General features: G+C 47.1%; 29 protein-coding genes. 4 read left to right on the plus strand and 25 right to left on the minus strand.

Going from position 1 to position 22,648, the window contains the following annotated elements:
* Positions 1-121 precede the first annotated feature (121 nt).
* From spoIID to JNUCC22_RS17135, 4 genes are all read right to left on the minus strand, one after another.
* On the minus strand, positions 122-1,153 hold the full coding sequence (gene spoIID / locus JNUCC22_RS17120) for a stage II sporulation protein D (RefSeq protein ID WP_012118658.1): 1,032 nt from the start codon (positions 1,151-1,153) through the stop codon (positions 122-124).
* Between the two features lie 199 nt (positions 1,154-1,352).
* Complete coding sequence (gene murA / locus JNUCC22_RS17125; RefSeq protein ID WP_007614362.1) at positions 1,353-2,663, minus strand: UDP-N-acetylglucosamine 1-carboxyvinyltransferase; 1,311 nt, start codon at positions 2,661-2,663, stop codon at positions 1,353-1,355.
* 33 nt (positions 2,664-2,696) lie between these two features.
* A complete protein-coding gene (locus JNUCC22_RS17130) occupies positions 2,697-3,437 on the minus strand; it encodes a YwmB family TATA-box binding protein (protein ID WP_007614364.1) in 741 nt (246 codons plus the stop codon).
* A gap of 140 nt (positions 3,438-3,577) precedes the next feature.
* Positions 3,578-3,808 (minus strand): DUF1146 family protein, encoded by a 231-nt coding sequence (locus JNUCC22_RS17135; RefSeq protein ID WP_007614366.1) that lies wholly within the window; start codon positions 3,806-3,808, stop codon positions 3,578-3,580.
* A gap of 172 nt (positions 3,809-3,980) precedes the next feature.
* Between JNUCC22_RS17135 and JNUCC22_RS17140 the strand changes: the two genes are divergently transcribed.
* Positions 3,981-4,451: a hypothetical protein gene (locus tag JNUCC22_RS17140; protein ID WP_060562437.1), complete on the plus strand. Its 471-nt coding sequence runs from the start codon at positions 3,981-3,983 to the stop codon at positions 4,449-4,451.
* A 44-nt stretch (positions 4,452-4,495) separates the two neighbouring features.
* On the opposite strand, the gene JNUCC22_RS17145 is transcribed toward JNUCC22_RS17140, so the two are convergent.
* The 18 genes from JNUCC22_RS17145 to spoIIR form a co-directional block, all read right to left on the minus strand.
* Complete coding sequence (locus tag JNUCC22_RS17145; RefSeq protein ID WP_003151176.1) at positions 4,496-4,894, minus strand: F0F1 ATP synthase subunit epsilon; 399 nt, start codon at positions 4,892-4,894, stop codon at positions 4,496-4,498.
* Between the two features lie 23 nt (positions 4,895-4,917).
* Positions 4,918-6,339, minus strand: coding sequence for a F0F1 ATP synthase subunit beta (gene atpD, locus JNUCC22_RS17150; RefSeq protein WP_003151173.1), 1,422 nt, complete (start codon positions 6,337-6,339; stop codon positions 4,918-4,920).
* 25 nt (positions 6,340-6,364) lie between these two features.
* Positions 6,365-7,228 carry an ATP synthase F1 subunit gamma gene (gene atpG, locus JNUCC22_RS17155; protein ID WP_216061946.1) on the minus strand — a complete coding sequence of 288 codons (864 nt, stop codon included), beginning with the start codon at positions 7,226-7,228 and terminating at the stop codon, positions 6,365-6,367.
* A 75-nt stretch (positions 7,229-7,303) separates the two neighbouring features.
* Entirely contained in the window at positions 7,304-8,812 is a 1,509-nt protein-coding gene (atpA, locus tag JNUCC22_RS17160; RefSeq protein ID WP_003151170.1) for a F0F1 ATP synthase subunit alpha, read from the minus strand.
* Positions 8,813-8,828: 16 nt separating this feature from the next.
* Positions 8,829-9,374: a F0F1 ATP synthase subunit delta gene (locus JNUCC22_RS17165; protein ID WP_003151169.1), complete on the minus strand. Its 546-nt coding sequence runs from the start codon at positions 9,372-9,374 to the stop codon at positions 8,829-8,831.
* A complete protein-coding gene (gene atpF, locus JNUCC22_RS17170; RefSeq protein WP_003151168.1) occupies positions 9,371-9,883 on the minus strand; it encodes a F0F1 ATP synthase subunit B in 513 nt (170 codons plus the stop codon). The genes JNUCC22_RS17165 and atpF overlap by 4 nt, the downstream gene beginning before the upstream one ends.
* 142 nt (positions 9,884-10,025) lie before the next feature.
* The gene (gene atpE, locus JNUCC22_RS17175; protein ID WP_003151167.1) at positions 10,026-10,238 is read right to left on the minus strand and encodes a F0F1 ATP synthase subunit C; all 213 of its coding nucleotides are present in this window, start codon (positions 10,236-10,238) and stop codon (positions 10,026-10,028) included.
* A 45-nt stretch (positions 10,239-10,283) separates the two neighbouring features.
* Complete coding sequence (gene atpB, locus JNUCC22_RS17180) at positions 10,284-11,018, minus strand: F0F1 ATP synthase subunit A (RefSeq protein ID WP_014419099.1); 735 nt, start codon at positions 11,016-11,018, stop codon at positions 10,284-10,286.
* 7 nt (positions 11,019-11,025) lie between these two features.
* Positions 11,026-11,409, minus strand: coding sequence for an ATP synthase subunit I (gene atpI / locus JNUCC22_RS17185; RefSeq protein ID WP_003151155.1), 384 nt, complete (start codon positions 11,407-11,409; stop codon positions 11,026-11,028).
* Positions 11,410-11,829: 420 nt separating this feature from the next.
* The gene (upp, locus tag JNUCC22_RS17190) at positions 11,830-12,459 is read right to left on the minus strand and encodes a uracil phosphoribosyltransferase (protein WP_003151154.1); all 630 of its coding nucleotides are present in this window, start codon (positions 12,457-12,459) and stop codon (positions 11,830-11,832) included.
* 134 nt (positions 12,460-12,593) lie between these two features.
* Positions 12,594-13,841 carry a serine hydroxymethyltransferase gene (gene glyA, locus JNUCC22_RS17195; RefSeq protein ID WP_015418416.1) on the minus strand — a complete coding sequence of 416 codons (1,248 nt, stop codon included), beginning with the start codon at positions 13,839-13,841 and terminating at the stop codon, positions 12,594-12,596.
* Between the two features lie 146 nt (positions 13,842-13,987).
* Complete coding sequence (locus JNUCC22_RS17200; RefSeq protein ID WP_072589659.1) at positions 13,988-14,530, minus strand: TIGR01440 family protein; 543 nt, start codon at positions 14,528-14,530, stop codon at positions 13,988-13,990.
* Between the two features lie 13 nt (positions 14,531-14,543).
* Entirely contained in the window at positions 14,544-14,993 is a 450-nt protein-coding gene (rpiB, locus tag JNUCC22_RS17205) for a ribose 5-phosphate isomerase B (RefSeq protein ID WP_003151149.1), read from the minus strand.
* Between the two features lie 133 nt (positions 14,994-15,126).
* Complete coding sequence (locus JNUCC22_RS17210; protein ID WP_029325731.1) at positions 15,127-15,582, minus strand: low molecular weight protein arginine phosphatase; 456 nt, start codon at positions 15,580-15,582, stop codon at positions 15,127-15,129.
* 77 nt (positions 15,583-15,659) lie between these two features.
* Positions 15,660-16,217 (minus strand): manganese efflux pump MntP, encoded by a 558-nt coding sequence (locus tag JNUCC22_RS17215; protein ID WP_072589660.1) that lies wholly within the window; start codon positions 16,215-16,217, stop codon positions 15,660-15,662.
* Between the two features lie 67 nt (positions 16,218-16,284).
* Entirely contained in the window at positions 16,285-17,325 is a 1,041-nt protein-coding gene (locus JNUCC22_RS17220) for an L-threonylcarbamoyladenylate synthase (protein ID WP_072589661.1), read from the minus strand.
* Positions 17,326-17,481: 156 nt separating this feature from the next.
* Complete coding sequence (locus JNUCC22_RS17225) at positions 17,482-17,925, minus strand: GNAT family N-acetyltransferase (protein ID WP_007407603.1); 444 nt, start codon at positions 17,923-17,925, stop codon at positions 17,482-17,484.
* A 70-nt stretch (positions 17,926-17,995) separates the two neighbouring features.
* Positions 17,996-18,676 carry a stage II sporulation protein R gene (gene spoIIR / locus JNUCC22_RS17230; protein WP_059367634.1) on the minus strand — a complete coding sequence of 227 codons (681 nt, stop codon included), beginning with the start codon at positions 18,674-18,676 and terminating at the stop codon, positions 17,996-17,998.
* Between the two features lie 160 nt (positions 18,677-18,836).
* Here spoIIR and JNUCC22_RS17235 point away from each other — a divergent pair, with 160 nt between their 5' ends.
* The gene (locus JNUCC22_RS17235) at positions 18,837-19,211 is read left to right on the plus strand and encodes a UPF0715 family protein (RefSeq protein WP_003151143.1); all 375 of its coding nucleotides are present in this window, start codon (positions 18,837-18,839) and stop codon (positions 19,209-19,211) included.
* On the opposite strand, the gene JNUCC22_RS17240 is transcribed toward JNUCC22_RS17235, so the two are convergent.
* The 3 genes from JNUCC22_RS17240 to prfA form a co-directional block, all read right to left on the minus strand.
* Entirely contained in the window at positions 19,198-19,476 is a 279-nt protein-coding gene (locus JNUCC22_RS17240) for a DUF5316 family protein (RefSeq protein ID WP_007407605.1), read from the minus strand. The two genes, JNUCC22_RS17235 and JNUCC22_RS17240, sit on opposite strands and share 14 nt — an antisense overlap.
* Before the next feature lie 70 nt (positions 19,477-19,546).
* The gene (gene prmC / locus JNUCC22_RS17245; protein ID WP_015240760.1) at positions 19,547-20,407 is read right to left on the minus strand and encodes a peptide chain release factor N(5)-glutamine methyltransferase; all 861 of its coding nucleotides are present in this window, start codon (positions 20,405-20,407) and stop codon (positions 19,547-19,549) included.
* A 1-nt stretch (position 20,408) separates the two neighbouring features.
* Positions 20,409-21,479: a peptide chain release factor 1 gene (prfA, locus tag JNUCC22_RS17250; RefSeq protein WP_003151139.1), complete on the minus strand. Its 1,071-nt coding sequence runs from the start codon at positions 21,477-21,479 to the stop codon at positions 20,409-20,411.
* A gap of 111 nt (positions 21,480-21,590) precedes the next feature.
* Between prfA and JNUCC22_RS17255 the strand changes: the two genes are divergently transcribed.
* Complete coding sequence (locus JNUCC22_RS17255) at positions 21,591-21,974, plus strand: SMU1112c/YaeR family gloxylase I-like metalloprotein (protein ID WP_003151138.1); 384 nt, start codon at positions 21,591-21,593, stop codon at positions 21,972-21,974.
* Positions 21,975-22,083: 109 nt separating this feature from the next.
* Entirely contained in the window at positions 22,084-22,647 is a 564-nt protein-coding gene (gene racA, locus JNUCC22_RS17260; RefSeq protein ID WP_007407607.1) for a chromosome-anchoring protein RacA, read from the plus strand.
* The last annotated feature ends 1 nt before the right edge of the window (position 22,648 follow it).

Genomic DNA, 22,648 nt, shown 5'->3' on the forward strand with positions numbered 1-22,648 from the left:
ACACCCGGCGCTCAGCCTTCAATCGACATTTGTCAGCCTTTAGGCTTTCGTTATATGAGTCTGTTGGTTGCTTTACCGTTTATGGAATAGTTTTCAAAAAAACAGACGCTCAAGAAAGCGTCTATTTTTTCGCCATATATTTGTTTAAAAATGAATCTGCTTCGGAAATGTCTACTCCCTGATAATAATGCTTGACGATGTCCGCCACTGATTTTCCCTGCTCCGCCATGTAATTGGCCCCGTACTGGCTCATGCCGACGCCGTGGCCGAATCCTTTTGTCGTAATGGTGATGCTGCCGCCGTTTCGTTTCCATTCAAAGTCGGCAGAACGGAGTCCGAGTTTTTCCCGGATGTCTCTTCCTTTCAGCTTTTTGCCGTTGATGACGGCCGTTGCCACTTGATGGCCCGGCGTTCTGGCTGTAATCTGTCCCACCGTGTTTTGTCCCGAGAGCTGTACGCCGAGCTTTTGCTGAAACTCCGGCACACTGAAGGTCTGGGTGGCAAGATATTTCGGCGATTGCTTATCCCACGGACTTTTCACGCTTTTTAAATAAGGAATGGCGCTTGTCCAATAGGCTTCCGCATTTTCCGTATACCCGTTGCTCGTAGAGAAGAAAGATGCCTCAATCGGCTTGTTATCGTACGTTAAAATCTTTCCTTGCGTGCCGGCCACCGCGTTTGTGATTTTCTTGAGGTTGTGTGCGTACTTAGAACCCCATTCTTTTTTCAGCTGGCTTTTGCTTTGATAGACTTGGAACATTTGCGTATCATCCACCAGTGATCCTTTCGGCGCCTGAACGGCTGAGTCAGCGACCATCAGTCTGACGATGAATGTACGGGCGGCGAGCGCCTGGGCTTTTAAGGCCTCCGGTTTAAAGTTTGCGGGCATTTCGGAAGCCACGACACCGATCACGTACTCTTCAAGCGGAATGTTTTCTACAGAATGATTGGATGTCCGATAAACCGGAATGGATACAGGTGATTCTTTCAATGTTTCTGCTCCTTTTGTTTCTCGTGTGGTGTGTGCTGTTTTGTGTCCGGGCTCTCTGTTTACGGCTGCTCCTTTTTCTGCCTGAAACGGAAGGACGAGAATGGTGGGGACTAGAAGAATAAGTATACACAGCCCGGATAGTAGAAATACAATCGGTTTCATATATCAGCTGCCTCCTGCTTGGGATTCGACTCTACTTCATCTTATGGGCAGGGACAAGCTAATATGACTTCCTTTTGGACAGAATCTTTATTCCATTTTTCACGCGAAAAACGTATTCTTTTTTGGAAATCAGAGCATAATAATGATGATAAACCATAAAAAAACAGTATGCCAGATTGACATACTGTTTTTACAGCCATTATGCGTTTAGGTCAGTTACGACTTCTTTGCTTTCTTGTTCAGCGGCCGTTTCATCAACGACACGCTCGATGTCAGCGCCAAGAGCCGCAAGTTTTTGATGGAAATTCACATAACCGCGATCCAAGTGCTTCAGTTCCGTGACGCGTGTATGACCTTCAGCCACTAATCCCGCAAGAATCAGCGCCGCGCCCGCACGCAGGTCCGTAGCGGCAACTTCTGCGCCTTGCAGCTGTACAGGACCGTTAATGATCACAGAACGTCCTTCAATTTTAATGTCGCCATTCATCCGGCGGAATTCTTCAGCATGCATAAAACGGTTTTCAAACACAGTTTCAGTAATCATGCTTGTTCCGCTCGCACGGAGAAGCAGCGCCATCATTTGCGACTGCATATCAGTCGGGAATCCTGGGTGAGGCATCGTTTTAATGTCGATCGGCTTCAGCTGGGCAGGACCGATGACACGAAGGCCTTCTCCTTCATCCGTAATTTTGACTCCCATTTCTTCCATCTTCGCAATTAAAGACGTAAGATGCTCTGGAACCGCACCTTTGACTAATACATTTCCTTCCGTGATCGCCGCAGCCACCATGAAAGTACCCGCTTCAATACGGTCAGGAATGATGTTGTGTCTTACGCCGTGAAGCTTCTCGACACCTTCAATTTTAATGGTGCCTGTGCCGGCTCCGCGGATTTTTCCGCCCATCGCATTGATATAGTTCGCTAAGTCAACGATTTCAGGCTCTTTTGCCACGTTTTCAAGCGTTGTTGTTCCTTCAGCTAAAGCAGCTGCCATAATCAAGTTTTCTGTCGCACCCACACTTGGGAAATCTAAATAGATTTTTGCGCCCTGCAGACGGCCTTCCACTTCTGCTTCAATAAAGCCGTTGCCTACTTTGATTTTTGCACCCATTGCTTCAAAGCCTTTTAAATGCTGATCAATCGGTCTTGAGCCGATTGCGCAGCCGCCCGGAAGCGCTACTCTTGAATGACCCGTACGGGCTAACAGAGGGCCCATAACAAGCACTGACGCGCGCATTTTGCGCACATATTCAAAAGGTGCTTCTGTTTCTAAAGCGTAAGAAGCGTTTACGGTAACTTCATTATTCTCAAAATGCACATCTGCTCCTAAATGACGCAACACTTCATTAATTGTATATACATCGGAGAGCGTAGGTACATCACATATTACGCTTTTTTCTTCACTTGCTAATAAAGATGCAGCGATAACTGGTAAAACGGCATTTTTTGCTCCTTCAACTTTCACTGTGCCGTTTAACTTCTGACCGCCGCGGACGATGATTTTTTCCAAGGTATTCCCCTCCGCGTCCCTATATTCTCTATATTAATATTCAGTCGTCACGATTGGTGTGCCAACCGTAACGGTATGTTTTTCGCCCATTCCCGCACTTCTAAGCGCAACTTGCACATTCATCTTATGTTTCGATGTCATGATGTAATCTGTCCACTTATATGTAAATGCAGAAACAGAAACGAAATGAGGCTCAACTACATGTTCAACTGGACTTGCTTCAAATTCTTTCATGAGCTGTTCTGCTTTTTTTTGCAAAACAATACTCATATTATCATTTAAATGACCCTTAAGACAAGTAAAAATAAATACTTTATTTTGAAATATGTCATGTGCCTGCCGTTCAAACTGTTCATATGTATCATTCCAGTTTTCCGGTTGCTCCGGGCTCATTTGCTCATATAATAAATACGAAGTTGGGTTCTGGTTTTTGAGGGTAGTGACGAGCTGCAGTTTAAAAGTTGTGTGATTTTTTTTGTCAGAATACGTGCCGACGGCCTTTACGATTTTATCTTCCCGCGCGGATTCCCAATGATATTGCGGATACTGCGTCTTCAGTTCTTTTACCTTGTCATCAAATTCACTCAGTGACAGGTTCAGATTTTTTTTCGCATGAAGCGTCCATTCATCTACAGTGACCTGCTGCCGCTCCATTCCTTCGGCAATCTGGGCAAGCGGAGACAGCTCACTTGCATGAATGGAATGAAATACCGCTATTAAGGCGCTTAAAAAAACAAAAAATAAGATGATGCGGCCTGCTCTTTTTTTCTTCATATCGATCTCTCCCCCTTACTCCCATTTTTGCCGGATCCGGGGAAAGCAATACATGGAAAACTTCGTCAAAACTCGCCAAGCGGGTGAAGAAAATTGGTTTCTCACCCAGCGATTCCCTTCATTTCAACAGACGAAACATCTTAAAATAAGTATGGAAGCTGTTTCGAATAGGTAAGATAATCTAAAAAGAAGTCAGCGACTGCCGTACCGATCGCAATGGTAAGAAGAATGATCAGCAGCCTCGCCTGCACTATTTTTCCTTTTCGGATCAGCGGATCAAAGTTGACGGCCTGAAGCGCCCACCATGTCACCGCAATGCATACCAGGTGAACCAGGATGCTGATTGCGGCCTGCTGCCCCAATACATTCACAAATTCCATCTCCTTTCATTTTTTCCGCCCCTCATATCCTCTCTTATTATATAAGAAGAAGAGAGAAAGATGATCATTTTTACATCAGAATTTTTATCCAAAATTAGGGGCAATCCCCGCTTAAATGTCCGTTCTCCGGCATGATATACTTTTTTGGAAAGGAGATGGGAATATGAATCATTCCTTTTTTCATCCGGAAAAGCAGTATGGAGAAACACTTCCCGTATTTGACCACGAGTGGGAAGCGATAGCATTCTACTATGATTATAGACAGTCTCAAACAGAGGAACTGAAAGAATTATGTCAGTTTTTCAACATTTCTCTTGATTATTCACGCGGCAGCCTGCTGGAAGTGGAAGCTCTTTACTTCCGCAGCATACAAGAGCTGCTTTTGGCGGATTGGAACCTGCCGATTGACGAATTTGAGAAAATGCTCAGTGTGTATGTCATCGATTGCGCCATCAGACACCATGACGATGCCGCATGGGTCGTCAAACCTTATCCGTATACGGACGGCGCCTATACGACGGGTGTGCGGAGAGGAAACAAAACGTGGCACACCGACAACTGCTGCGAACATTTATATCTGCAAAAAGAAGAGGATCATCCGCTTATCGGCGTCTATGAATCTCTTATGCGTTAATATAGAAAAAGAATCCTTCTCAGACAGCCGAGAAGGATTCTTTTTTAGTTTCCTGCAACATCCAATCTGTTTACAGCCCGCTGTAGCGCAAGCTCAGCCCGACGAATGTCAGTATCATCTGATCGTTTGTTCAAACGGTCTTCCGCCCGCTTTTTCGCAGCAAGGGCGCGCTCTTTATCAATGCTTTCCGCTGTTTCAGCGGCTTGTGCAAGGATAGTGACCTGATCAGGACGGACTTCTAAAAATCCGCCGCTGACAGCCGCCAATTCGGTCTGTCCGTCTTTTTTAAGGCGGACAGCGCCGATTTTAAGCGGAGCCACGGTCGGAATATGGCCAGGCAAGATACCGAGATCACCGCTCTCGGCTCTTACACTTACCATTTCAATATCAGCATCATATACTGGGCCGTCGGGAGTAACGATATTGACTTTAACGGTCTTCATGCTTTTACCCTCCTAGGACCAGATTAAACTTCTACACCCATCTCTTTTGCATTCTCAATGACTTCTTCAATGCGTCCCACAAGACGGAATGCATCTTCCGGAAGATGGTCATATTTACCGGAAAGGATTTCTTTAAAGCCTCGTACCGTTTCTTTAACAGGCACGTAAGAACCCTTTTGTCCCGTAAACTGCTCAGCTACGTGGAAGTTTTGAGAAAGGAAGAACTGGATACGGCGTGCGCGGTGAACGACAAGCTTGTCTTCTTCACCTAATTCGTCCATACCGAGAATCGCGATAATATCCTGAAGTTCTTTGTAACGCTGAAGCGTTGACTGGACTTCACGCGCCACCGCATAATGCTCTTCTCCGACAATTTCCGGAGCAAGCGCGCGGGAAGTGGAAGCCAGCGGATCAACCGCAGGGTAGATACCCATTTCAGTTAATTTACGCTCAAGGTTAGTCGTCGCATCCAAGTGAGCGAACGTTGTCGCCGGAGCCGGGTCAGTATAGTCATCGGCAGGCACGTAGATCGCCTGGATAGATGTAACTGAACCAACGTTTGTAGACGTAATACGCTCTTGAAGCTGACCCATTTCTGTCGCAAGCGTCGGCTGATAACCAACCGCAGAAGGCATACGGCCGAGAAGCGCGGAAACCTCTGAACCCGCTTGTGTGAAACGGAAAATGTTATCGATAAAGAACAGTACGTCCTGTCCTTGTTTATCACGGAAATGCTCAGCCATTGTAAGCCCCGTCAGTGCTACACGCATACGTGCGCCCGGCGGCTCGTTCATTTGTCCGAAGACCATGGCTGTTTTCTTGATAACGCCTGAATCGCTCATTTCGTAGAAAAGGTCGTTCCCTTCACGAGTACGCTCTCCTACACCGGCGAATACGGAAATACCGCCGTGCTCTTGCGCGATGTTGTTGATTAATTCCTGGATTAATACGGTTTTACCTACGCCGGCGCCGCCGAACAATCCGATTTTACCGCCCTTGATGTAAGGAGCGAGCAGGTCAACAACCTTAATTCCCGTTTCAAGAATTTCAACCTCAGTTGAAAGCTCATCGAATGAAGGAGCTGATCTGTGGATCGGGTCCTTTTGAGCATCCGCAGGCAGCGGTTCATTTAAATCAATTTTATCTCCCAGTACGTTAAATACGCGTCCGAGAGTCACATCACCGACAGGAACGGAAATCGGCGCACCTGTATCAACAGCTTCCATTCCGCGCTGAATTCCGTCCGTAGATGCCATGGCAATTGTACGGACTGTATCATCGCCTAAATGAAGAGCAACCTCTAGCGTTAGGTCGATGCCTACTTCATTTTCGCCTGTAGCTGGCTGTGAAACTTTAATCGCATTATAAATCGCAGGCAAGTGGCCGTCCTCGAAACGTACGTCGACAACCGGTCCAAGCACCTGACTTACGCGTCCTTTCTTCATCGCTATCCCTCCTGACAAAATCTTTCTATTCTAAAGCGGCTGCACCGCCGACAATTTCGGTAATTTCTTGTGTAATCGCCGCTTGACGCGCGCGGTTATATGAAAGCGAAAGTGAATCAATGAGTTCTTTCGCATTATCAGTCGCATTTTTCATTGCTGTCATTCTCGCAGCGTGTTCACTTGCTTTACTGTCAAGAAGCGCGCCGTAAATTAAGCTTTCCGCATATTGAGGAAGCAGCACTTCGAGCACCTCTTCTTCATCCGGTTCGAACTCGTAAGAAGCCTTGCGCTTCCCGCCGCTCGTTCCGAAATCCGTTAAAGGCAGCACTTTTTTCTCCGTCACTTCCTGTGAAATCGCACTGACGAAATGGTTATACACCAAATGCAGTTCATCAAAAGCGCCGTCGATAAACATTTGAACCGTCTGACGGGTCAAATCTTTAATCTGAGCAAAAGTGACCTCGTCGCCAAGCCCCACTAACTCAGACAAAATCGGCATTTCCCGTTTTTTGAAGAAATCGCGGCCGACTCTGCCAATTGCAATCACCGTGTATTCATCTTTAGACTGATGGCGTTCTTGAATGGTGCGGTAAGCGTTTCGCAAAACCGAACTGTTAAACGCACCCGCAAGCCCGCGGTCAGACGTAATGACGAGATACGCCGTCTTTTTCACTTCTCTTGAGACAAGCATCGGGTGTTTCGCGTTTTTCGCGCCTTTTCCGACGTTAAACACAACCTCCTGGATCTTATCCATATACGGAGCAAATGACTTCGCGTTGGTTTCCGCACGGTTCAGCTTCGCAGCGGATACCATCTGCATGGCTTTTGTAATCTGGCTTGTTTTTTTCGTTGACGTGATCCTTGACTTAATATCGCGTAATGAGGCCAAAGATTTCACCACCTTTATTCTTCATTTGCGTAAAAAGAGAGAAAAAGAGAACCTTTTTCTCTCATCTTCTAAGGGTTAGTTGCTTGGTGCAAATGTGCGTTTGAAGCCTTCGATTGCAGCTTTGAAGTCTTCATCAGCAGGAAGGTTTCCTGTTTTCGCAATGCCGTCAAGCAGATCTTTATGGTTTTGATCAAGGTACATGTAGTACTCTTCTTCAAAACGTCTGATATCCGCAACCGGAATATCATCAAGATATCCTTTTGTCAGCGCATAAAGAATGGCTACCTGTTTTTCAACCGGAAGCGGTTTATTCAAGTCTTGCTTCAGCACTTCAACTGTACGCGCACCGCGGTTCAGTTTCGCCTGAGTCGCCTGGTCAAGATCAGATCCGAATTGGGCGAACGCTTCAAGTTCACGGTATGAAGCCAGGTCAAGACGCAATGTTCCCGCTACCTTTTTCATCGCTTTGATTTGGGCTGATCCGCCGACACGGGATACGGATAATCCGGCATTGATCGCAGGACGCACGCCTGAGAAGAATAGGTCGGATTGAAGGAAAATCTGTCCGTCAGTAATGGAAATGACGTTTGTCGGGATATAAGCGGAGATATCTCCTGCTTGTGTTTCGACGAACGGCAGCGCCGTAATTGATCCTGCGCCTTTTGCGTCACTCAGCTTAGCTGCGCGCTCAAGCAGACGGGAGTGAAGATAGAATACATCCCCAGGGAATGCTTCACGGCCCGGCGGACGGCGAAGAAGCAATGACAGCTCACGGTAAGCGGCCGCTTGTTTGGATAAATCATCATATACGACGAGAACGTGCTTGCCGTTGTACATGAATTCTTCACCCATTGTCACCCCTGCATACGGTGCAAGGTACAGAAGCGGAGCCGGCTGTGAAGCGGACGCTGTCACGACAATCGTGTAATCAAGCGCGCCATGCTTACGAAGTGTTTCCACCACGCCGCGCACTGTAGATTCTTTTTGGCCGATCGCTACGTACACACAGATCATGTCTTGATCTTTTTGGTTTAAGATTGTATCAATCGCAACAGATGTTTTACCTGTCTGACGGTCACCGATAATCAGCTCACGCTGTCCGCGGCCGATCGGAATTAACGCGTCGATCGCTTTGATACCCGTTTGCAGCGGCTCATGTACCGATTTACGGTCCATTACGCCTGGAGCCTGGCTTTCGATCGGACGTGTTTTGCTTGTCAGAATCGGACCCAGTCCGTCTACCGGCTGTCCGAGCGGGTTGACGATACGTCCGATTAATTCTTCACCTACAGGAACTTCCATGATGCGGCCCGTTCTTTTGACCTCATCACCTTCGCGGATATCTCTGTAAGGTCCTAAGATAACGATACCTACGTTGGATTCTTCAAGGTTTTGAGCCATACCCAAAACGCCGTTTGAAAACTCAACAAGTTCACCGGCCATACAATTGTCAAGGCCGTGCACACGCGCAATACCGTCTCCGACTTGGATGACTGTACCTACGTCATGAACTTCAATTTCAGATTGGTAATTTTGAATTTGCTGCTTTATCAGCGTGCTAATCTCTTCAGCTTTGATGCTCACTTAGGTTTCACCCCTTCTATCGATTTCCTCCGGCAAGTTGACGTTCCATGCGCTCAAGCTTTCCGCTTACGCTTCCGTCATAAATCCGGTTTCCAATGCGGACTTTAATGCCGCCTATTAAATCCGTCTGCACTTCATTTCTGATTCTGAGCGAAGCGATTCCGGCTTTTTTTGCAAACACTTGAGACAATGATAACATTTCCGCTTCTGACAGCGGTTTTACTGAATAAACAACCGCGTCCTCTGTCTGACGGGCCTGATTGGCAAGTTTGATAAACTCGTCTGTGAGATCAGGCACAATCGAAGACCGGCGGCGGTCAATCAGAAGAAAAATCGTATGCAGCACAGACTCAGACAGTGCGCCGAACGATTGCTGAATCAGCTCTTTTTTCTTAGCGGCCGATACCTTCGGATGGCTTAACACTTCCTGTAATCCGGCTTCGTTCCGGAACACTTCTTTTAGTACGGTAAGCTCTTCTTCGATTTCATTGATTTGAGAAGTCTCAACGGCAATGTCGAAAAGCGCTGACGCGTATCGTTTAGAGACAGCAGATCCACTCATCGGCTTTCTCCTACCTCTTTAAGATAGTCCTGAATCAGTTGTTCCTGGGCTTGTTCATCAAGCTCTTTTTCAATCACTTTCGATGCGATTAAGACAGAAAGTGATGCGACTTGCTCGCGAAGTGCGGAAACCGCTTGTTCTTTTTCTTTGACAATTTCGGTTCTCGCCGCTTCTTTCAATCTTTCAGACTCGGCGCGTGCAGCCTGGATAATGTCTTCCTTCTGCTTTTCACCCAGTTTTTTCGCATTTTCAATGAGTGATTGTGATTCCTGTTTCGCTTCTTTTAAAAGAACGCGCTGCTCTTCAATCAGCTTCTGCGCTTCTTTATTTCTTTCTTCAGCGGACGTAATTTCGCCGGCGATATGATCTTCACGCTGTTTCATTATATTTAATAGCGGTCCAAGAGCGAATTTCTTGAGAAGCGCTAATAAAACTAACATAGCTAACAATTGGAATAGGATATCTCCGCCGTTAAACGACAGTCCTAATTCAAGAGGTAATTGAGACATCTACTACGGCAACTCCCTTCTGCAGGTTTTCTCTGCTGATAAAAAGCCGTTTCGGGACGGCGTGCTTATCAGACATAAAGCAATGGCGAAGGTTCTCTTAGAGTGATCTTCGCCATTTTTAGTTCATATAAGGCTTTTTTGCTTAGCCAAAGAACGCTAAGAACGCGATAACGACAGCGATAATCGGAAGGGCCTCAACCAATGCGATACCCATGAACATAAGAGTTCTAAGTTCTTTTCCTGCTTCCGGCTGACGGGCGATTCCCTCTACCGTACGTGAAACGATCAGACCGTTACCAATACCTGCACCAAGTGCACCTAAACCGATTGCAATTGCAGCTGCTATTAAATTCATGAAAAAGTTCCTCCTTTAAAATGTTATCCGAATGGATATATGATTTTAATGATCATGACTGATTTTGTGTGACATGTACACCATCGTCAGCATCGTAAAGATAAATGCCTGGATGGTACCGATGAACAAGCTGAACGCCTGCCATGCAAGCATCGGAAGAATGGCTCCGACTGTGCCGACCAAACCGAGAAAGAAGCTGTTTGAGTAGAAATTCGTCGCCAGATTCGCAAGCAGGCCAAGAAGAATTTCCCCGGCGAAAATGTTACCGTAAAGACGAAGTCCGAGTGTCAGCGTATTCGCAAACTCCTCAATGATCTTCATCGGGAACATAAGCGGAACCGGTCTGAGGTAATCCTTAGAGTATTCCTTCAAACCTTTCATCTTCACGCCGTAATAGTGCGTTAACGACACAACCATAACGGCTAGAGTCAGAGTAATAGCCGGATCGGCCGTCGGTGATTTCCACCAAAGCTCGTGTCCGACCGTTACAGAAAACGGCAGCCCCAGCATATTTGATACAAATATGTACATCAGCAAGGTTACACCAAGCGCCAAGAAGTTAGCCCCTGTTTTTAAATCCATTGTACTGCCTATAATATTGCGGACAAAATCAACAATCCATTCCATGAAGTTCTGGGCTTTTCCCGGACGGATAGACAGCGTTCTCGTAGTGAGAATCGCAATCAGCAGCACAATCACACTTGCCACAGTAATCATCAGAATGTTTGTCAGATTAAAAGTAAGACCAAACAAATCAATAGTTCTGTAATCGTGATTCAATGGGTTTTCACCTCTCTTCCATTGATGAACGTTTGAGCTGAATAATGGAATCTATCATAATGACGGGATAAATTGTCATTAATCCAATAATCACACTTGCCACACTGACTTTATCGGGATATTTAAAGGCGACAGCCATCGCAAGTATCGCATTGCACCAACGCGCTGCGCTCCCGAGTGATCGTATGGACTTTCCTTTCGCCACGGCCTTGTCAAAAGCATTCATTCTTCTGGTCAAGAGCCACAAATTAAACAAACTGAAAACAGTTCCCAAAAAGAGGCCTAAAAAAACAGTTTTATACGCCGTAAGACCATATCCCAGCAAATAGATTGCTAAGATTACAAATACATATCTCCGTTGTCTGCTGAATGTAAGATTGGGATCGTCCATCAACTATCTGTCTCCTGATGAAAATGTAATATAATTCCTGGATACGGCAAAACATGCGGTTAACCCTTTGCAGAAGGCCTTTTTTTGTCCCGCAAAACGGCCTGTTCGAAAAAACCACTCATCCTCCTGATGCCACGGGATGCTGTTTCATTCGCTTAGATAAATCCTCATATAACGGGTTTTTTGGAGGATTTAAAATGAGGATGGATACTAGAAATGAAAGGAATGAAAACCTTCTCATAATACCCTCGTTTAGCATACAATAGCCCCTAACATGTGTCAATCTGTTTAAAGTTAAAAAACTTTTTATACCGGAAGCATACACAGAATGTTCACAATTTCACCTATAAATGTATGAACTCTTCCCATTCAGCAAATATCTGGATAAAAAAAGAAAACCCCTGAATGAGGTTTTCCGATTTATTTGGTTCCGTACAGTCTGTCACCCGCGTCACCGAGGCCCGGAACGATATAGCCTTTTTCATTCAGTTTTTCATCAAGGGCTGCGATGTAAATATCAACGTCAGAATGATGTTTCTGCAGCTCTTCCACGCCTTCCGGAGCCGCTACAAGACACATAAAACGAATGTTTCTCGCGCCGCGCTTTTTCAGGCTGTTTATCGCTTCCACCGCAGAGCCTCCCGTAGCAAGCATCGGATCCACGACAATAAATTCGCGTTCTTCTACATCAGAAGGAAGCTTGACATAGTATTCCACCGGTTTTAAGGTTTCCGGATCACGGTATAATCCGACATGTCCCACTTTAGCGGCCGGGATTAATTTCAGCATGCCGTCAACCATTCCGAGACCCGCTCTCAGGATCGGCACGATACCGAGTTTCTTCCCTGAAATCACTTTGGATGTCGCTGTTTGAACAGGTGTTTTCACTTCCACTTCTTTAAGAGGAAGATCACGTGTAATTTCAAACGCCATCAGTGATGCGACTTCGTCCACAAGGTCTCTGAAATCCTTTGTGCCTGTATTTTCATTCCGAATATATGTCAGCTTATGCTGGATTAAAGGATGATCAAATACGTAAACCTTTCCCATACTGTGTTCAGCTCCTTTTTTGTTGTCCGAGTGACTTTTTCACACTTCTATTGATTCTACAGAAAAAGACAAACAGTTTCAAGAAAATCATAAAAAAACCCGCCGGATTAAGGTTCCGGCGGGTTTCTTCCTTATTAATAGTCCAGTTCTTTATATAAAGGAAACTTTTCAGTCAAGGCAGATACGCGCTGTCTCGCTTCTTCAAGTTTTGCTTCGTCTTCATGATGTTTCAGCGCGAGGCCGATGATAGCGCCGACTTCTTCAAGCGCGTCACCGTCAAAGCCGCGGCTTGTCACAGCTGCCGTACCGAGACGGATTCCGCTTGTGACGAACGGTTTTTCCGGATCGTAAGGGATCGCGTTTTTATTAGATGTAATGCCGATTTCATCAAGAACGTGTTCAGCGACTTTTCCGGTCAGACCGAGAGAACGGAGGTCGACAAGCACAAGGTGGTTATCCGTTCCGCCTGATACGAGCTGAATGCCCTCTTTGTTCAGAGACTCAGCCAGGCGCTTCGCGTTCGAGATGACGTTTTGCGCATATGTTTTGAAATCATCTTCAAGCACTTCTCCGAAAGAAACGGCTTTGGCCGCGATGACATGCATAAGCGGTCCGCCTTGGATTCCAGGGAAAATGGATTTATCAATCTTTTTGCCGAACTCTTCACGGCAAAGGATCATTCCTCCGCGGGGTCCGCGAAGTGTTTTGTGAGTCGTTGTCGTTACAAAGTCAGCGTAAGGAACCGGATTCGGATGAAGACCGGCTGCGACAAGACCCGCGATATGCGCCATGTCTACCATGAAGTAAGCGCCGACTTCATCAGCGATTTCGCGGAATTTTTTAAAGTCGATCGTGCGGGGGTATGCGCTCGCTCCGGCAACGATGAGTTTCGGCTTATGCGCCAGCGCTTTTTCACGCACATCTTCATAATCTATATATTGCGTGTCTTTATCGACACCGTATTCTACAAAGTTGTATTGAACGCCGCTGAAATTAACCGGGCTTCCGTGTGTTAAGTGGCCGCCGTGGGAGAGGTTCATCCCGAGCACCGTGTCGCCGTGCTCTAAAATCGTGAAGTAAACAGCCATGTTCGCCTGAGCGCCTGAGTGCGGCTGAACGTTTACATGCTCAGCTCCGAAAATCTCTTTCGCGCGGTCGCGGGCGATGTCCTCAACGACATCAACATGCTCACAGCCGCCGTAGTAGCGTTTGCCGGGGTAGCCTTCAGCATATTTGTTTGTTAAAACAGAGCCTTGTGCTTCCATTACCGCTTCCGTCACGAAGTTTTCAGAAGCAATTAATTCGATCTTAGTCTGTTGACGCTTACGCTCATCTTTGATGGCGTTAAACACTTGTTTATCTTGTACAGGTAAATGTTTCATCAGCGAGATCCTCTCCTATCCGTTTCCTGTTCTTTATTTTTACCACCTTATTGTACATGGTTTTTCAGGTGAATGTAACAGCTTATTTAAAAAAATCACAAAATTTAATTAGAAAACACGAACATTATAGAGGAAAAGTATTTTCATCATTCGCATTCATATACGGCGCGAAATCCGCCTATCAGCTTCGGTCTTGTCCGGGCCATCGTCACATGTGCTTCTCCAAGCTCACGGCTCGATATCCGGACAGGGACGGCAACGGGTTTCAGATGCATGCCGATGAACGTATCACCGATGTCAATCCCGGCGTCAGCCTGAATCGATTCAGCGAGCACTGGAGAACGCATCTGCCGGTATGCATAAGAGGCCATCGCTCCGCCCGCTTTCGGGACGGGGACGGCTGAAACAATGGGGAGCCTGAACCGCTCGGCCGTTTCCGCTTCAATGACAAGCGCCCTGTTTAAATGCTCGCAGCATTGAAAAGCAAGATGCACACCCGTTTTTTCCTTAAACCGGTTAAGTCCGCCGTATATCAATTCAGCCCAATCCCCGCTTCCGGCGGTGCCGATCCGGCTTCCGGCGGCTTCACTTGTACTGCACCCGACCACCAGCAGACTGCCGTCCGTCAGTCCTGCCTGCTCTTGAAACTCAGTCAGCATGTCCGTCCATTTTTGCTTCATCTCTTCCATTGTCCAGCACCTCTTACAGATTTTTTTCTTCGTAATCTGCGATTTTGCCGATCCGCCGTTCGTGGCGGCCGCCCGTAAATTCAGTCGTCAGCCAGACTTTTGCGATTTCGCGCGCCAGCCCCGGGCCGATGACGCGTTCGCCCATCGCAAGAACATTCGTGTCATTGTGTTCACGCGTCGCTTTTGCGCTGAAGGTGTCATGGGCAAGCGCACAGCGTATGCCCTTTACCTTATTTGCGGAGATGCTCATGCCGATGCCTGTGCCGCAAATTAAAATTCCCCTGTCAGCTTCGCCGTTCACCACTTTTTCCGCTACCGGAAAAGCGTAGTCTGAATAATCGACAGAGCCGGCGCCGCATTCACAGCCCATATCAATGTATTCAATCTGCAATTCATCCAAAAGACTTTTTATTTCTTCGCGGATATGGACGCCGCCGTGATCTGACGCAATAGCTACTTTCATTCATTTACCTCCTAGGTGTGGCTGGGCGAAGACAGCCCAGTGTGCTTGTCCTTTTTATTACGAAATCCGTTGATTTCATTCTACTCTTTCACATTCGTTTTGCAAATGACCTGTTTGCAGATTTTCTGACAGATTACTTGCTTTTCCCGTCAAGCAATTGATCAGCCAAAAGGGTCAGCAGCTCCTCCAGTTCGTCCCGCGTCTGTTTATAAACATCAAGCGGACCGCCGAACGGGTCAGAGATATCGCCGCTTTCCCCCGTCACGTATTCTTTAATGGTAAAAACTTTGCCCTGACTGTTTTGATATCGGCCTTCAATCAGCTGTTTATGCTGTTCGGTCATCGCCAGCACCAGGTCGGCCGTCTCGATATGTTCTTCCGATAAGGGAGATGAACTGTGATTGAGGGCGATCCGTTTTTCAAACAGCGCTTCTACGGCATGAGCCGACGCTTTTCCGTGCGGAGACGCGAATACGCCGGCCGAGCTTACGCTGACATCCAGCCCTTTCGTTTCTGCTATGGATTTAAAAAGAGCCTCAGCCATGGGACTGCGGCACGTATTGCCTGTACAAACAAAGATTATTTTCATGTCCGTCACCTCTTACTGCCTATTATAAATGAAGAAAAAAGAAACGGCATCTTCGTTTCTTTTTTTACGTATCTTATTTATATCGGTAAAAGCAGTTTCAGCCCGAATCCGATCAAAATGGCTCCGCCAAGCGCTTCGCTGTAGGAGCCGAGCCACGACTGCACCTTTCTTCCCGCCAAAAGGCCCGCCCATGTTAAAACGGTGCTGAAGACCCCGAACAGCGTAACGGCCAGAAACGGATTGGAGCCGTTCATCCCGAGACTGAGCCCGACAGAAAAGCTGTCCAGACTGACACCGACCGCAAACAGCAACAGTCCCGAGCCTGCCGGAGATATGAGCGGCCCGTCCGATTGTTTAAACGCGGCGACCATCATCTGCACCCCTAAAATGAAAAGAAGAGATCCGCCGATGTAAACGGCGAGCATCCCCAGAAAACCGGACAGCAGATGCCCGGCCGCCATTCCCACAAGCGGCATCATGACATGAAACAGCCCGATGACAACCCCTATATGAAAAATCTGTTTTTTCTTCAGCTGAATCATTCCCATTCCGAGCCCGACGGAAAAGGCATCCGTCCCCAAAGCAAATGCCATGATGCTTAAGGAGACAAGTTCCCCGATGAATAGATTCGACATGAATAAAAACCCCCTTGGACGTGCCCGCTTGTTTAGCTTATGCATGTCCGATAAGGGGTAGAACAAGTTAATGGATAACGGTGCCGCCTGCGGCTTTCATCAGCCTGTTCATAACGGCGAGCCCCACTCCGGTATCGGGAAAGGACTCAGAAATAATCATATCCACTTCCGCTTCATCAAAGCTGCGGAGCGCATCGTATAAGGCGGACGCCACTGTTTCAAGGTCGGCGCGTCTGCCGCAGACCTTGATATAATCAGCCTGGTAACTATCGGCGTTCTCTTCTGTTGTCAAAATACCGATTCGTTTTCCCCGGCTTTTATATGCGTCTGCCAGTTCTTGAATTCTCCGGGCGCCGCCGTCGGCAATAGCCATCGGCGCAGAAGGCGCGTAATGTGTATATTTCATACCGGGAGAAATAGGAACCTCATCTTCTTCGGTCAGCCCTTTATCCACAAGAACCGGACCGGCGGCGGATTCAATCTGCTCTTTTGTCACGCCGCCCGGACGAAGCAGCACGGGCTGTTTCCCCGTACAGGACAGAACGGTTGATTCCACTCCGATTCCCGTCGCGCCGCCGTCCACAATACCGGCAATACGGCCGTTTAAATCATGAGCTACATGCTCGGCCTTCGTCGGGCTCGGTTTTCCTGATAAATTGGCGCTCGGCGCGGCGATCGGCAGTCCGGCCGAGCTGATGAGGGCTAATGCTGCCGGATGATCAGGCATTCTGACCGCTACCGTCTCAAGTCCCGCGGTGACACGGGGTGACAGCACACCGGGCCTACACGGCAGGACAAGGGTCAGCGCCCCCGGCCAGAATAGCTCCATAAGCTTTTTCGCCGTCTCAGGAATATGGCTGATAAAACGATCAAGCTGGCTGATATGGGATATATGCACAATCAGCGGGTTATCGCTCGGCCTTCCTTTCGCCTCATATATTTTCGTTACGGCTTCCGTATTTTCAGCGTTAGCGCCCAGTCCGTAAACGGTTTCTGTCGGAAAAGCCACAACCTCATTCTGCCGGAGCAATTCCGCGGCTTGTGTAATTTGGGGATCGGTTGTGGATAATTCTGCGGAACAATCCACAAACCATCTTCTTGTTTTCATGTATAACCAAACTCCTTATTTTAAAGCGGTAAAACTTTATTTTCTCTCGTGTATTCCTTTTGAAAGTATAAAAGATGTCCTTTAATAAAACAAGCGTTATCCACAAACTGTGGACAACACTTTTTAATAAGTGGATAACCTTGTGTATAAGTTAGATCAGGCAGAGGTTTTCACCATTAAAAACGAACCTTCTGTGCATAACGAGTTGCGGAAATGTTCGGACGTATACAGTTCATCAGGCGCATCGGCGCACGCTTCAAATCCCATCACATTCAGAAACTCAGCAGATGAGGGCTGATTGGCGACTAAGTAGACATCTTGAATCTCATGTTTTTTGCACAGCACATCCATACTTTGAAACAGTGTAACGATATGGCTTTGATTCAGCCTGTCCGACATGACGAGTGAACGGAGAAGCCCTTTTCCGCCGCTGAATTTTTCGATCCCGAGACAGGCGGCAATCATTTTTTCGCTGTCTTCCAGTACGATAAACCGGCTGATCTGCTGATCGATTTCCGCATGTGCCGTATCAGCCTTTTTCAAAAAGGCCTCCAGCGCCTCCGTATCTTGATCTCTTGCCACTCTCAGCTGATAAAACATATATTTCCCTCCGTTTCGATCAACTCTTTCTTCCAATCTATGAATCGAATCCGGATTTATGCCTTTTACTTCAGGAAAATAGATCTGAAATCCAATCGACGAGGAAAAACTTCACTTCGGTATCATCGTCATCTTTATTTTCTTTCTTCGCTTTATCAGCCTTTGTTTTTACGTCATCCAGCACTTTTTTAGTCTGTTTCTGCGTTTCTTCCTGCTTCTGTCCGCCGTCTTCCTGATCTTTCACCGCTTCGCCGTTTGAGAAATCAAGGAAGCACAGCGGCGGAAACAAGACGCACCACCAGTTGGCGCCCTCGCCATTGCCGAGTGTAATTAAAATCGCTTCATATTTTCCGGCCGGATAGACCATATTGCCGTAGAGCTTTGTCGGAAACGAGATTTTATTGAATTGAACTGAAACGGATTGATGCGCACCCTTTTCTTTCATCGTTTGTTTGGCGATTTCTTTAATTTCAGGAAGCTTCGAACGAATGAGCCGCCGCGCTTCTTCAATGGAAGTGATATCTTTCACCCAGTCCGTGATTTGCTTGTTTACAGCATCTCTGATCTGGCGCTTGAGCTTTTGATCCTCATCGTTATCACTGTTGGCCAAAATTCTGAGCCGGATCGCTTCATCCGGTATGACGACGGGCTCATCGGCTGATGCCCGCGCCGTTTCTTCTTTTGTCAAACCCGCAAGCGCTCCTGATAATAAAAGAAAAATATATATGCAGATCATCATTGTCTGTTTCATCGGTCCCCACCGTTCCTCTCCGTGCTTTTTTTATCTAGTCCCATTATGGACATGACGGAAAAGGTTTAAACCGGCGGGAAGAAAAAAATCTAGCAAGCTGATAATCTGCATTGACAGATTCAAAATATGGTACGATATTATTTTGATAGGAGGTTTTCAGATGAAATATAATTACACCGTGCTGCTGTCGGCGGCATGTATGTCTGTCATTTATTCTATTTTGTATGTTCATCAATTCATTATCGCGGCTTTCATTTCGATGGCGTTTTATTTTTTGTTTCCTTATTTGATTTTTGCACTGCCGCTTCAATACTTTCTGAATAAAAAGCCGAAGAGATTTCATCCGCTGTATTTTCTTTATTATTTAGGGGTGTCATTCATTGCAAACGGGATCATCTTCGGTCTTTTGCAGCCGTCAGGCCAATCTCTGTTTTCTAATTCAGCCTTTTATATCTTTGCGGTTTTAACAGCCGTCGTCTATTGGGTATGGGATTCCGTATTGCTGCAAAGACAAAATCCGGCTACAGAAGCGTAATCAGCAGACAGCCGGCTGAAGGGAGAGCGGCGCAAAAGAAAACGGCGGCCATCTTTAAACGGGCGTGCCGTCCTTCTTCTGTTTCAGAATGATAATTGGCCCGCTGCTCCGCTCCGCTTACGGCCAACCCGGAAACGATGATCGCTGTGACGATAAGAACAGCCGTAACGGCGCCGAAAATGATATCAACGCCAAACGGCAGAACAACCCCCGCCGCATAAGCTGCGGCGGCGAGTATACATCCGAAGGCGAACGCTTTTTTCAAGGCGGATGCCCCTTTCATTTTCTTTCCATTGTAACAAAAGCCCGCCGTGTGCGTCACCGGCGGGCTTTTTTCATGATGTGATGACCGCGGATACGGTTCTGTCTTTTCCGTTGATGTCCTGTACGACTTCCACTTCCGCATTCGGAAAGGAATGACGGAACAGGTCTTTCACGGCTTTCCCCTGATTATATCCGATTTCAAAGACGACAAGCGCTTTATCTTTCATGACAAGAGGCAGCTCCTCCATAAACCGCTTGTAGAATTTCAAACCGTCACCGCCGTCCGTAAGAGCATGAAGCGGCTCATGGAAACGGACGATATCCGACAAATCCGCCATTTCTTCTTCAGAAATATACGGCGGATTGGAAACAATAATATCCGCTTTTTTCCCTGATGAAATAAAAGGAGTTAACAGATCTCCCTGCAAAAAACAGACGTCCGCTCCGAGGTTTTGCGCATTTCTTTCCGCCACCTGCAGCGCTTCTTTTGAAATATCCGAAGCCGATACTGAAAAATGTCCGCATTCCAGCGCGAGCGTCACCGCAATGGCTCCGCTCCCCGTACCGATATCAATGACGTTCAGTCGTTCTGCCTCGGAAAATGCCCGCTTCTGTCTGTCCAGCAGATGAAAGACGACTTCTTCCGTTTCCGGACGCGGAATGAGAACATCGTCATTCACAAAAAATTCCCTGCCGTAAAACTGTTCTTTCCCGATAATATATTGAATCGGAATACCTTCTTTATGCATCTCCACGTGCCGTCTGAATCGATAAAGCTCGTCCTCGCCGACGGGCTCCTGCAGACTTGCGAGAAGTTTGCTCCGATCCATTCCGGTATCATTTAACAGCAGCAGCTCGGCCGCGTTTTTTTCTCTTCCCGCTTCGGTTAAATAAGAAGAAGCCCAGCTTAGGGCTTCAAAAACGGTCTTCATCTTAATTTTCCGCCTGCTGGAGCTTGCTTGACTGGTCTTCTACGATTAACGCTTCAACCACTTCATCAAGCTTGCCTTCCAGGATTTGATCCAGCTTTTGAATCGTCAGGCCGATGCGGTGATCCGTCACACGGTTTTGCGGGAAATTGTATGTGCGGATACGCTCGGAACGGTCGCCTGAACCGACGGCTGATTTACGGGTCTGATCATATTCAGCCTGAGCTTCCTGCTGGAATTTGTCATAGATTCTGGCGCGGAGCACCTTCATCGCTTTTTCTTTGTTTTTAATCTGAGATTTTTCATCCTGACAGGAAACGACAACACCAGTCGGTAAATGCGTCAGGCGTACGGCCGACATCGTCGTGTTTACGCTTTGTCCGCCCGGTCCGCTTGATGCGAATGTATCGACGCGGATGTCTTTTTCGTGAATGTCCACTTCTACTTCTTCCGCTTCAGGAAGACACGCCACCGTCGCCGTGGATGTATGAATACGGCCGCCTGATTCCGTTTCCGGAACACGCTGTACGCGGTGCGCGCCATTTTCATACTTCAGCTTGGAGTATGCGCCTTTTCCCGTAATCATAAAGATGATTTCTTTATAACCGCCCGTTCCGGTCACGTTTGCTTCCATGACTTCAGTCTTCCAGCCTTGGATTTCGGCGTAACGGGAGTACATTCTGTAGAGATTTCCCGCAAACAGCGCGGCTTCTTCTCCTCCCGCTGCTCCGCGGATCTCCATGATTACGTTTTTGTCATCGTTCGGGTCTTTCGGGATGAGGAGCACTTTCAAACGCTCTGATAAGGTTTCCGTCTCTCCCTGCAGTTCGGAGATTTCTTCCTTCACCATTTCTCTCATATCGGCATCAAGCTTTTCCTCAAGCATCGCTTTCGCATCGGCAAGCTGTTCTGATGCGTCTCTGTATTGTCTATAGACTTCAACGGTTTCTTGTATATCAGATTGCTCTTTCGAATATTCTCTAAGCTTTTTCGGATCGTTGACCACTTCCGGATCACTTAAAAGCTCATTTAATTTTTCGTATCGTTGTTCAATTGACTGTAAACGGTCTAACACGGTCTTCACCTCTGTTTTCCTGTGCGTAACATTCTCATTATAGTATAGGGCTTATCGCCAGTCAAAAGCAATTCGCCTCTGTTATACTGAAGCAAAAAAGGAGGGGCGGATATGCTGAAATCCATCCACCATATAGCAATCATATGCTCTGATTATGAAAAGTCGAAAGCTTTTTACACCGAGATTCTCGGCTTCGGCATTATAAAAGAAACATACCGAAAGGAACGGGAATCTTATAAACTTGATCTTGCGCTGGACGGCGCGTACGCGATTGAATTGTTTTCCTTTCCCGATCCGCCCGAACGGCCGACCAGACCGGAAGCCGCGGGTCTCCGGCATCTCGCTTTCACCGTAAACGATCTTGAAGCAGCCGTCAGAGAGTTAAAGGAAAAGGGCGTCGGCACAGAACCGATCAGAACCGATCCGCTGACGGGGAAACGGTTTACCTTTTTCTTTGATCCCGACAAGCTTCCGCTTGAATTGTATGAAGCGTAAGTTTTTTGAAGAAATGCCGCTTTCTTTGGCGAATTCCTTCTTGTTTTGTCTAACATGAAGGGAACGCCGCCTCATGGTCGAATACCTAGCAAAAAGGAGGTATGTGATCATGAATACAAACATGGCCGCGAAAGAGCTCGGCGTCTCCGCAAAAACGGTGCAAAGGTGGGTCAAGCAGCTGAATCTTCCGGCTGAACGGAATGAACTCGGACATTATTCCTTCACACCTGAGGATCTTGATGTGCTGAAATCGGTCAAACGGCAAATTTCTGAAGGCACTGCCCTTCTGGACGTTCAAGTGCCCCGGCAGCTGAAAAAACGGACGGGCTTCATTTTGCAGCGTCCGAAAATCAATGGCGGCGCTGAACAAAGATTGGAAGAGCTGGAGCGCAAACTGGACATTCTCACGAAAGAGAAACAAGGTGAGAACCATCTGCTTTCAAGGATAGAGGAGCTTGAACGCCAGCTGAAACAAAAGGCGGATGAAGGGGTGTCTTATCAGCTTCTTCAGCACAGGCGGGAAATTGACGACCTCAATACCGAATTGCAGACATTGGCCTCCCGCATCCAGGAACTTGCCCAGACAGCTCCCCTCTCAGAAACAGCCGCTTCTTCAGAACATAAGAAACCCAGAAAAAAAACGAGATTTTCGCCTTTTAAATTTCAATTCTAAT

Source organism: Bacillus sp. JNUCC-22 (assembly GCF_018861275.1).
GTDB lineage: Bacteria > Bacillota > Bacilli > Bacillales > Bacillaceae > Bacillus > Bacillus velezensis.

What these genes read in the sequence shown, in the direction of transcription:
- racA (WP_007407607.1), top strand. Translation starts at nt 22,084, where the DNA reads ATGAATACAAACATGGCCGCGAAAGAGCTCGGCGTCTCCGCAAAAACG.
- upp (WP_003151154.1), bottom strand. Translation starts at nt 12,459, where the DNA reads ATGGGAAAGGTTTACGTATTTGATCATCCTTTAATCCAGCATAAGCTG.
- atpI (WP_003151155.1), bottom strand. Translation starts at nt 11,409, where the DNA reads ATGGACGATCCCAATCTTACATTCAGCAGACAACGGAGATATGTATTT.
- atpF (WP_003151168.1), bottom strand. Translation starts at nt 9,883, where the DNA reads ATGTCTCAATTACCTCTTGAATTAGGACTGTCGTTTAACGGCGGAGAT.
- rpiB (WP_003151149.1), bottom strand. Translation starts at nt 14,993, where the DNA reads ATGAAAGTAGCTATTGCGTCAGATCACGGCGGCGTCCATATCCGCGAA.
- JNUCC22_RS17215 (WP_072589660.1), bottom strand. Translation starts at nt 16,217, where the DNA reads ATGTCGAATCTATTCATCGGGGAACTTGTCTCCTTAAGCATCATGGCA.
- JNUCC22_RS17130 (WP_007614364.1), bottom strand. Translation starts at nt 3,437, where the DNA reads ATGAAGAAAAAAAGAGCAGGCCGCATCATCTTATTTTTTGTTTTTTTA.
- JNUCC22_RS17140 (WP_060562437.1), top strand. Translation starts at nt 3,981, where the DNA reads ATGAATCATTCCTTTTTTCATCCGGAAAAGCAGTATGGAGAAACACTT.
- prmC (WP_015240760.1), bottom strand. Translation starts at nt 20,407, where the DNA reads ATGAAGACCGTTTTTGAAGCCCTAAGCTGGGCTTCTTCTTATTTAACC.
- JNUCC22_RS17225 (WP_007407603.1), bottom strand. Translation starts at nt 17,925, where the DNA reads ATGTTTTATCAGCTGAGAGTGGCAAGAGATCAAGATACGGAGGCGCTG.
- JNUCC22_RS17235 (WP_003151143.1), top strand. Translation starts at nt 18,837, where the DNA reads ATGAAATATAATTACACCGTGCTGCTGTCGGCGGCATGTATGTCTGTC.
- JNUCC22_RS17220 (WP_072589661.1), bottom strand. Translation starts at nt 17,325, where the DNA reads ATGAAAACAAGAAGATGGTTTGTGGATTGTTCCGCAGAATTATCCACA.
- atpE (WP_003151167.1), bottom strand. Translation starts at nt 10,238, where the DNA reads ATGAATTTAATAGCAGCTGCAATTGCAATCGGTTTAGGTGCACTTGGT.
- glyA (WP_015418416.1), bottom strand. Translation starts at nt 13,841, where the DNA reads ATGAAACATTTACCTGTACAAGATAAACAAGTGTTTAACGCCATCAAA.
- JNUCC22_RS17200 (WP_072589659.1), bottom strand. Translation starts at nt 14,530, where the DNA reads ATGGAAGAGATGAAGCAAAAATGGACGGACATGCTGACTGAGTTTCAA.
- JNUCC22_RS17255 (WP_003151138.1), top strand. Translation starts at nt 21,591, where the DNA reads ATGCTGAAATCCATCCACCATATAGCAATCATATGCTCTGATTATGAA.
- spoIID (WP_012118658.1), bottom strand. Translation starts at nt 1,153, where the DNA reads ATGAAACCGATTGTATTTCTACTATCCGGGCTGTGTATACTTATTCTT.
- JNUCC22_RS17145 (WP_003151176.1), bottom strand. Translation starts at nt 4,894, where the DNA reads ATGAAGACCGTTAAAGTCAATATCGTTACTCCCGACGGCCCAGTATAT.
- spoIIR (WP_059367634.1), bottom strand. Translation starts at nt 18,676, where the DNA reads ATGAAACAGACAATGATGATCTGCATATATATTTTTCTTTTATTATCA.
- atpD (WP_003151173.1), bottom strand. Translation starts at nt 6,339, where the DNA reads ATGAAGAAAGGACGCGTAAGTCAGGTGCTTGGACCGGTTGTCGACGTA.
- JNUCC22_RS17165 (WP_003151169.1), bottom strand. Translation starts at nt 9,374, where the DNA reads ATGAGTGGATCTGCTGTCTCTAAACGATACGCGTCAGCGCTTTTCGAC.
- JNUCC22_RS17210 (WP_029325731.1), bottom strand. Translation starts at nt 15,582, where the DNA reads ATGAAAATAATCTTTGTTTGTACAGGCAATACGTGCCGCAGTCCCATG.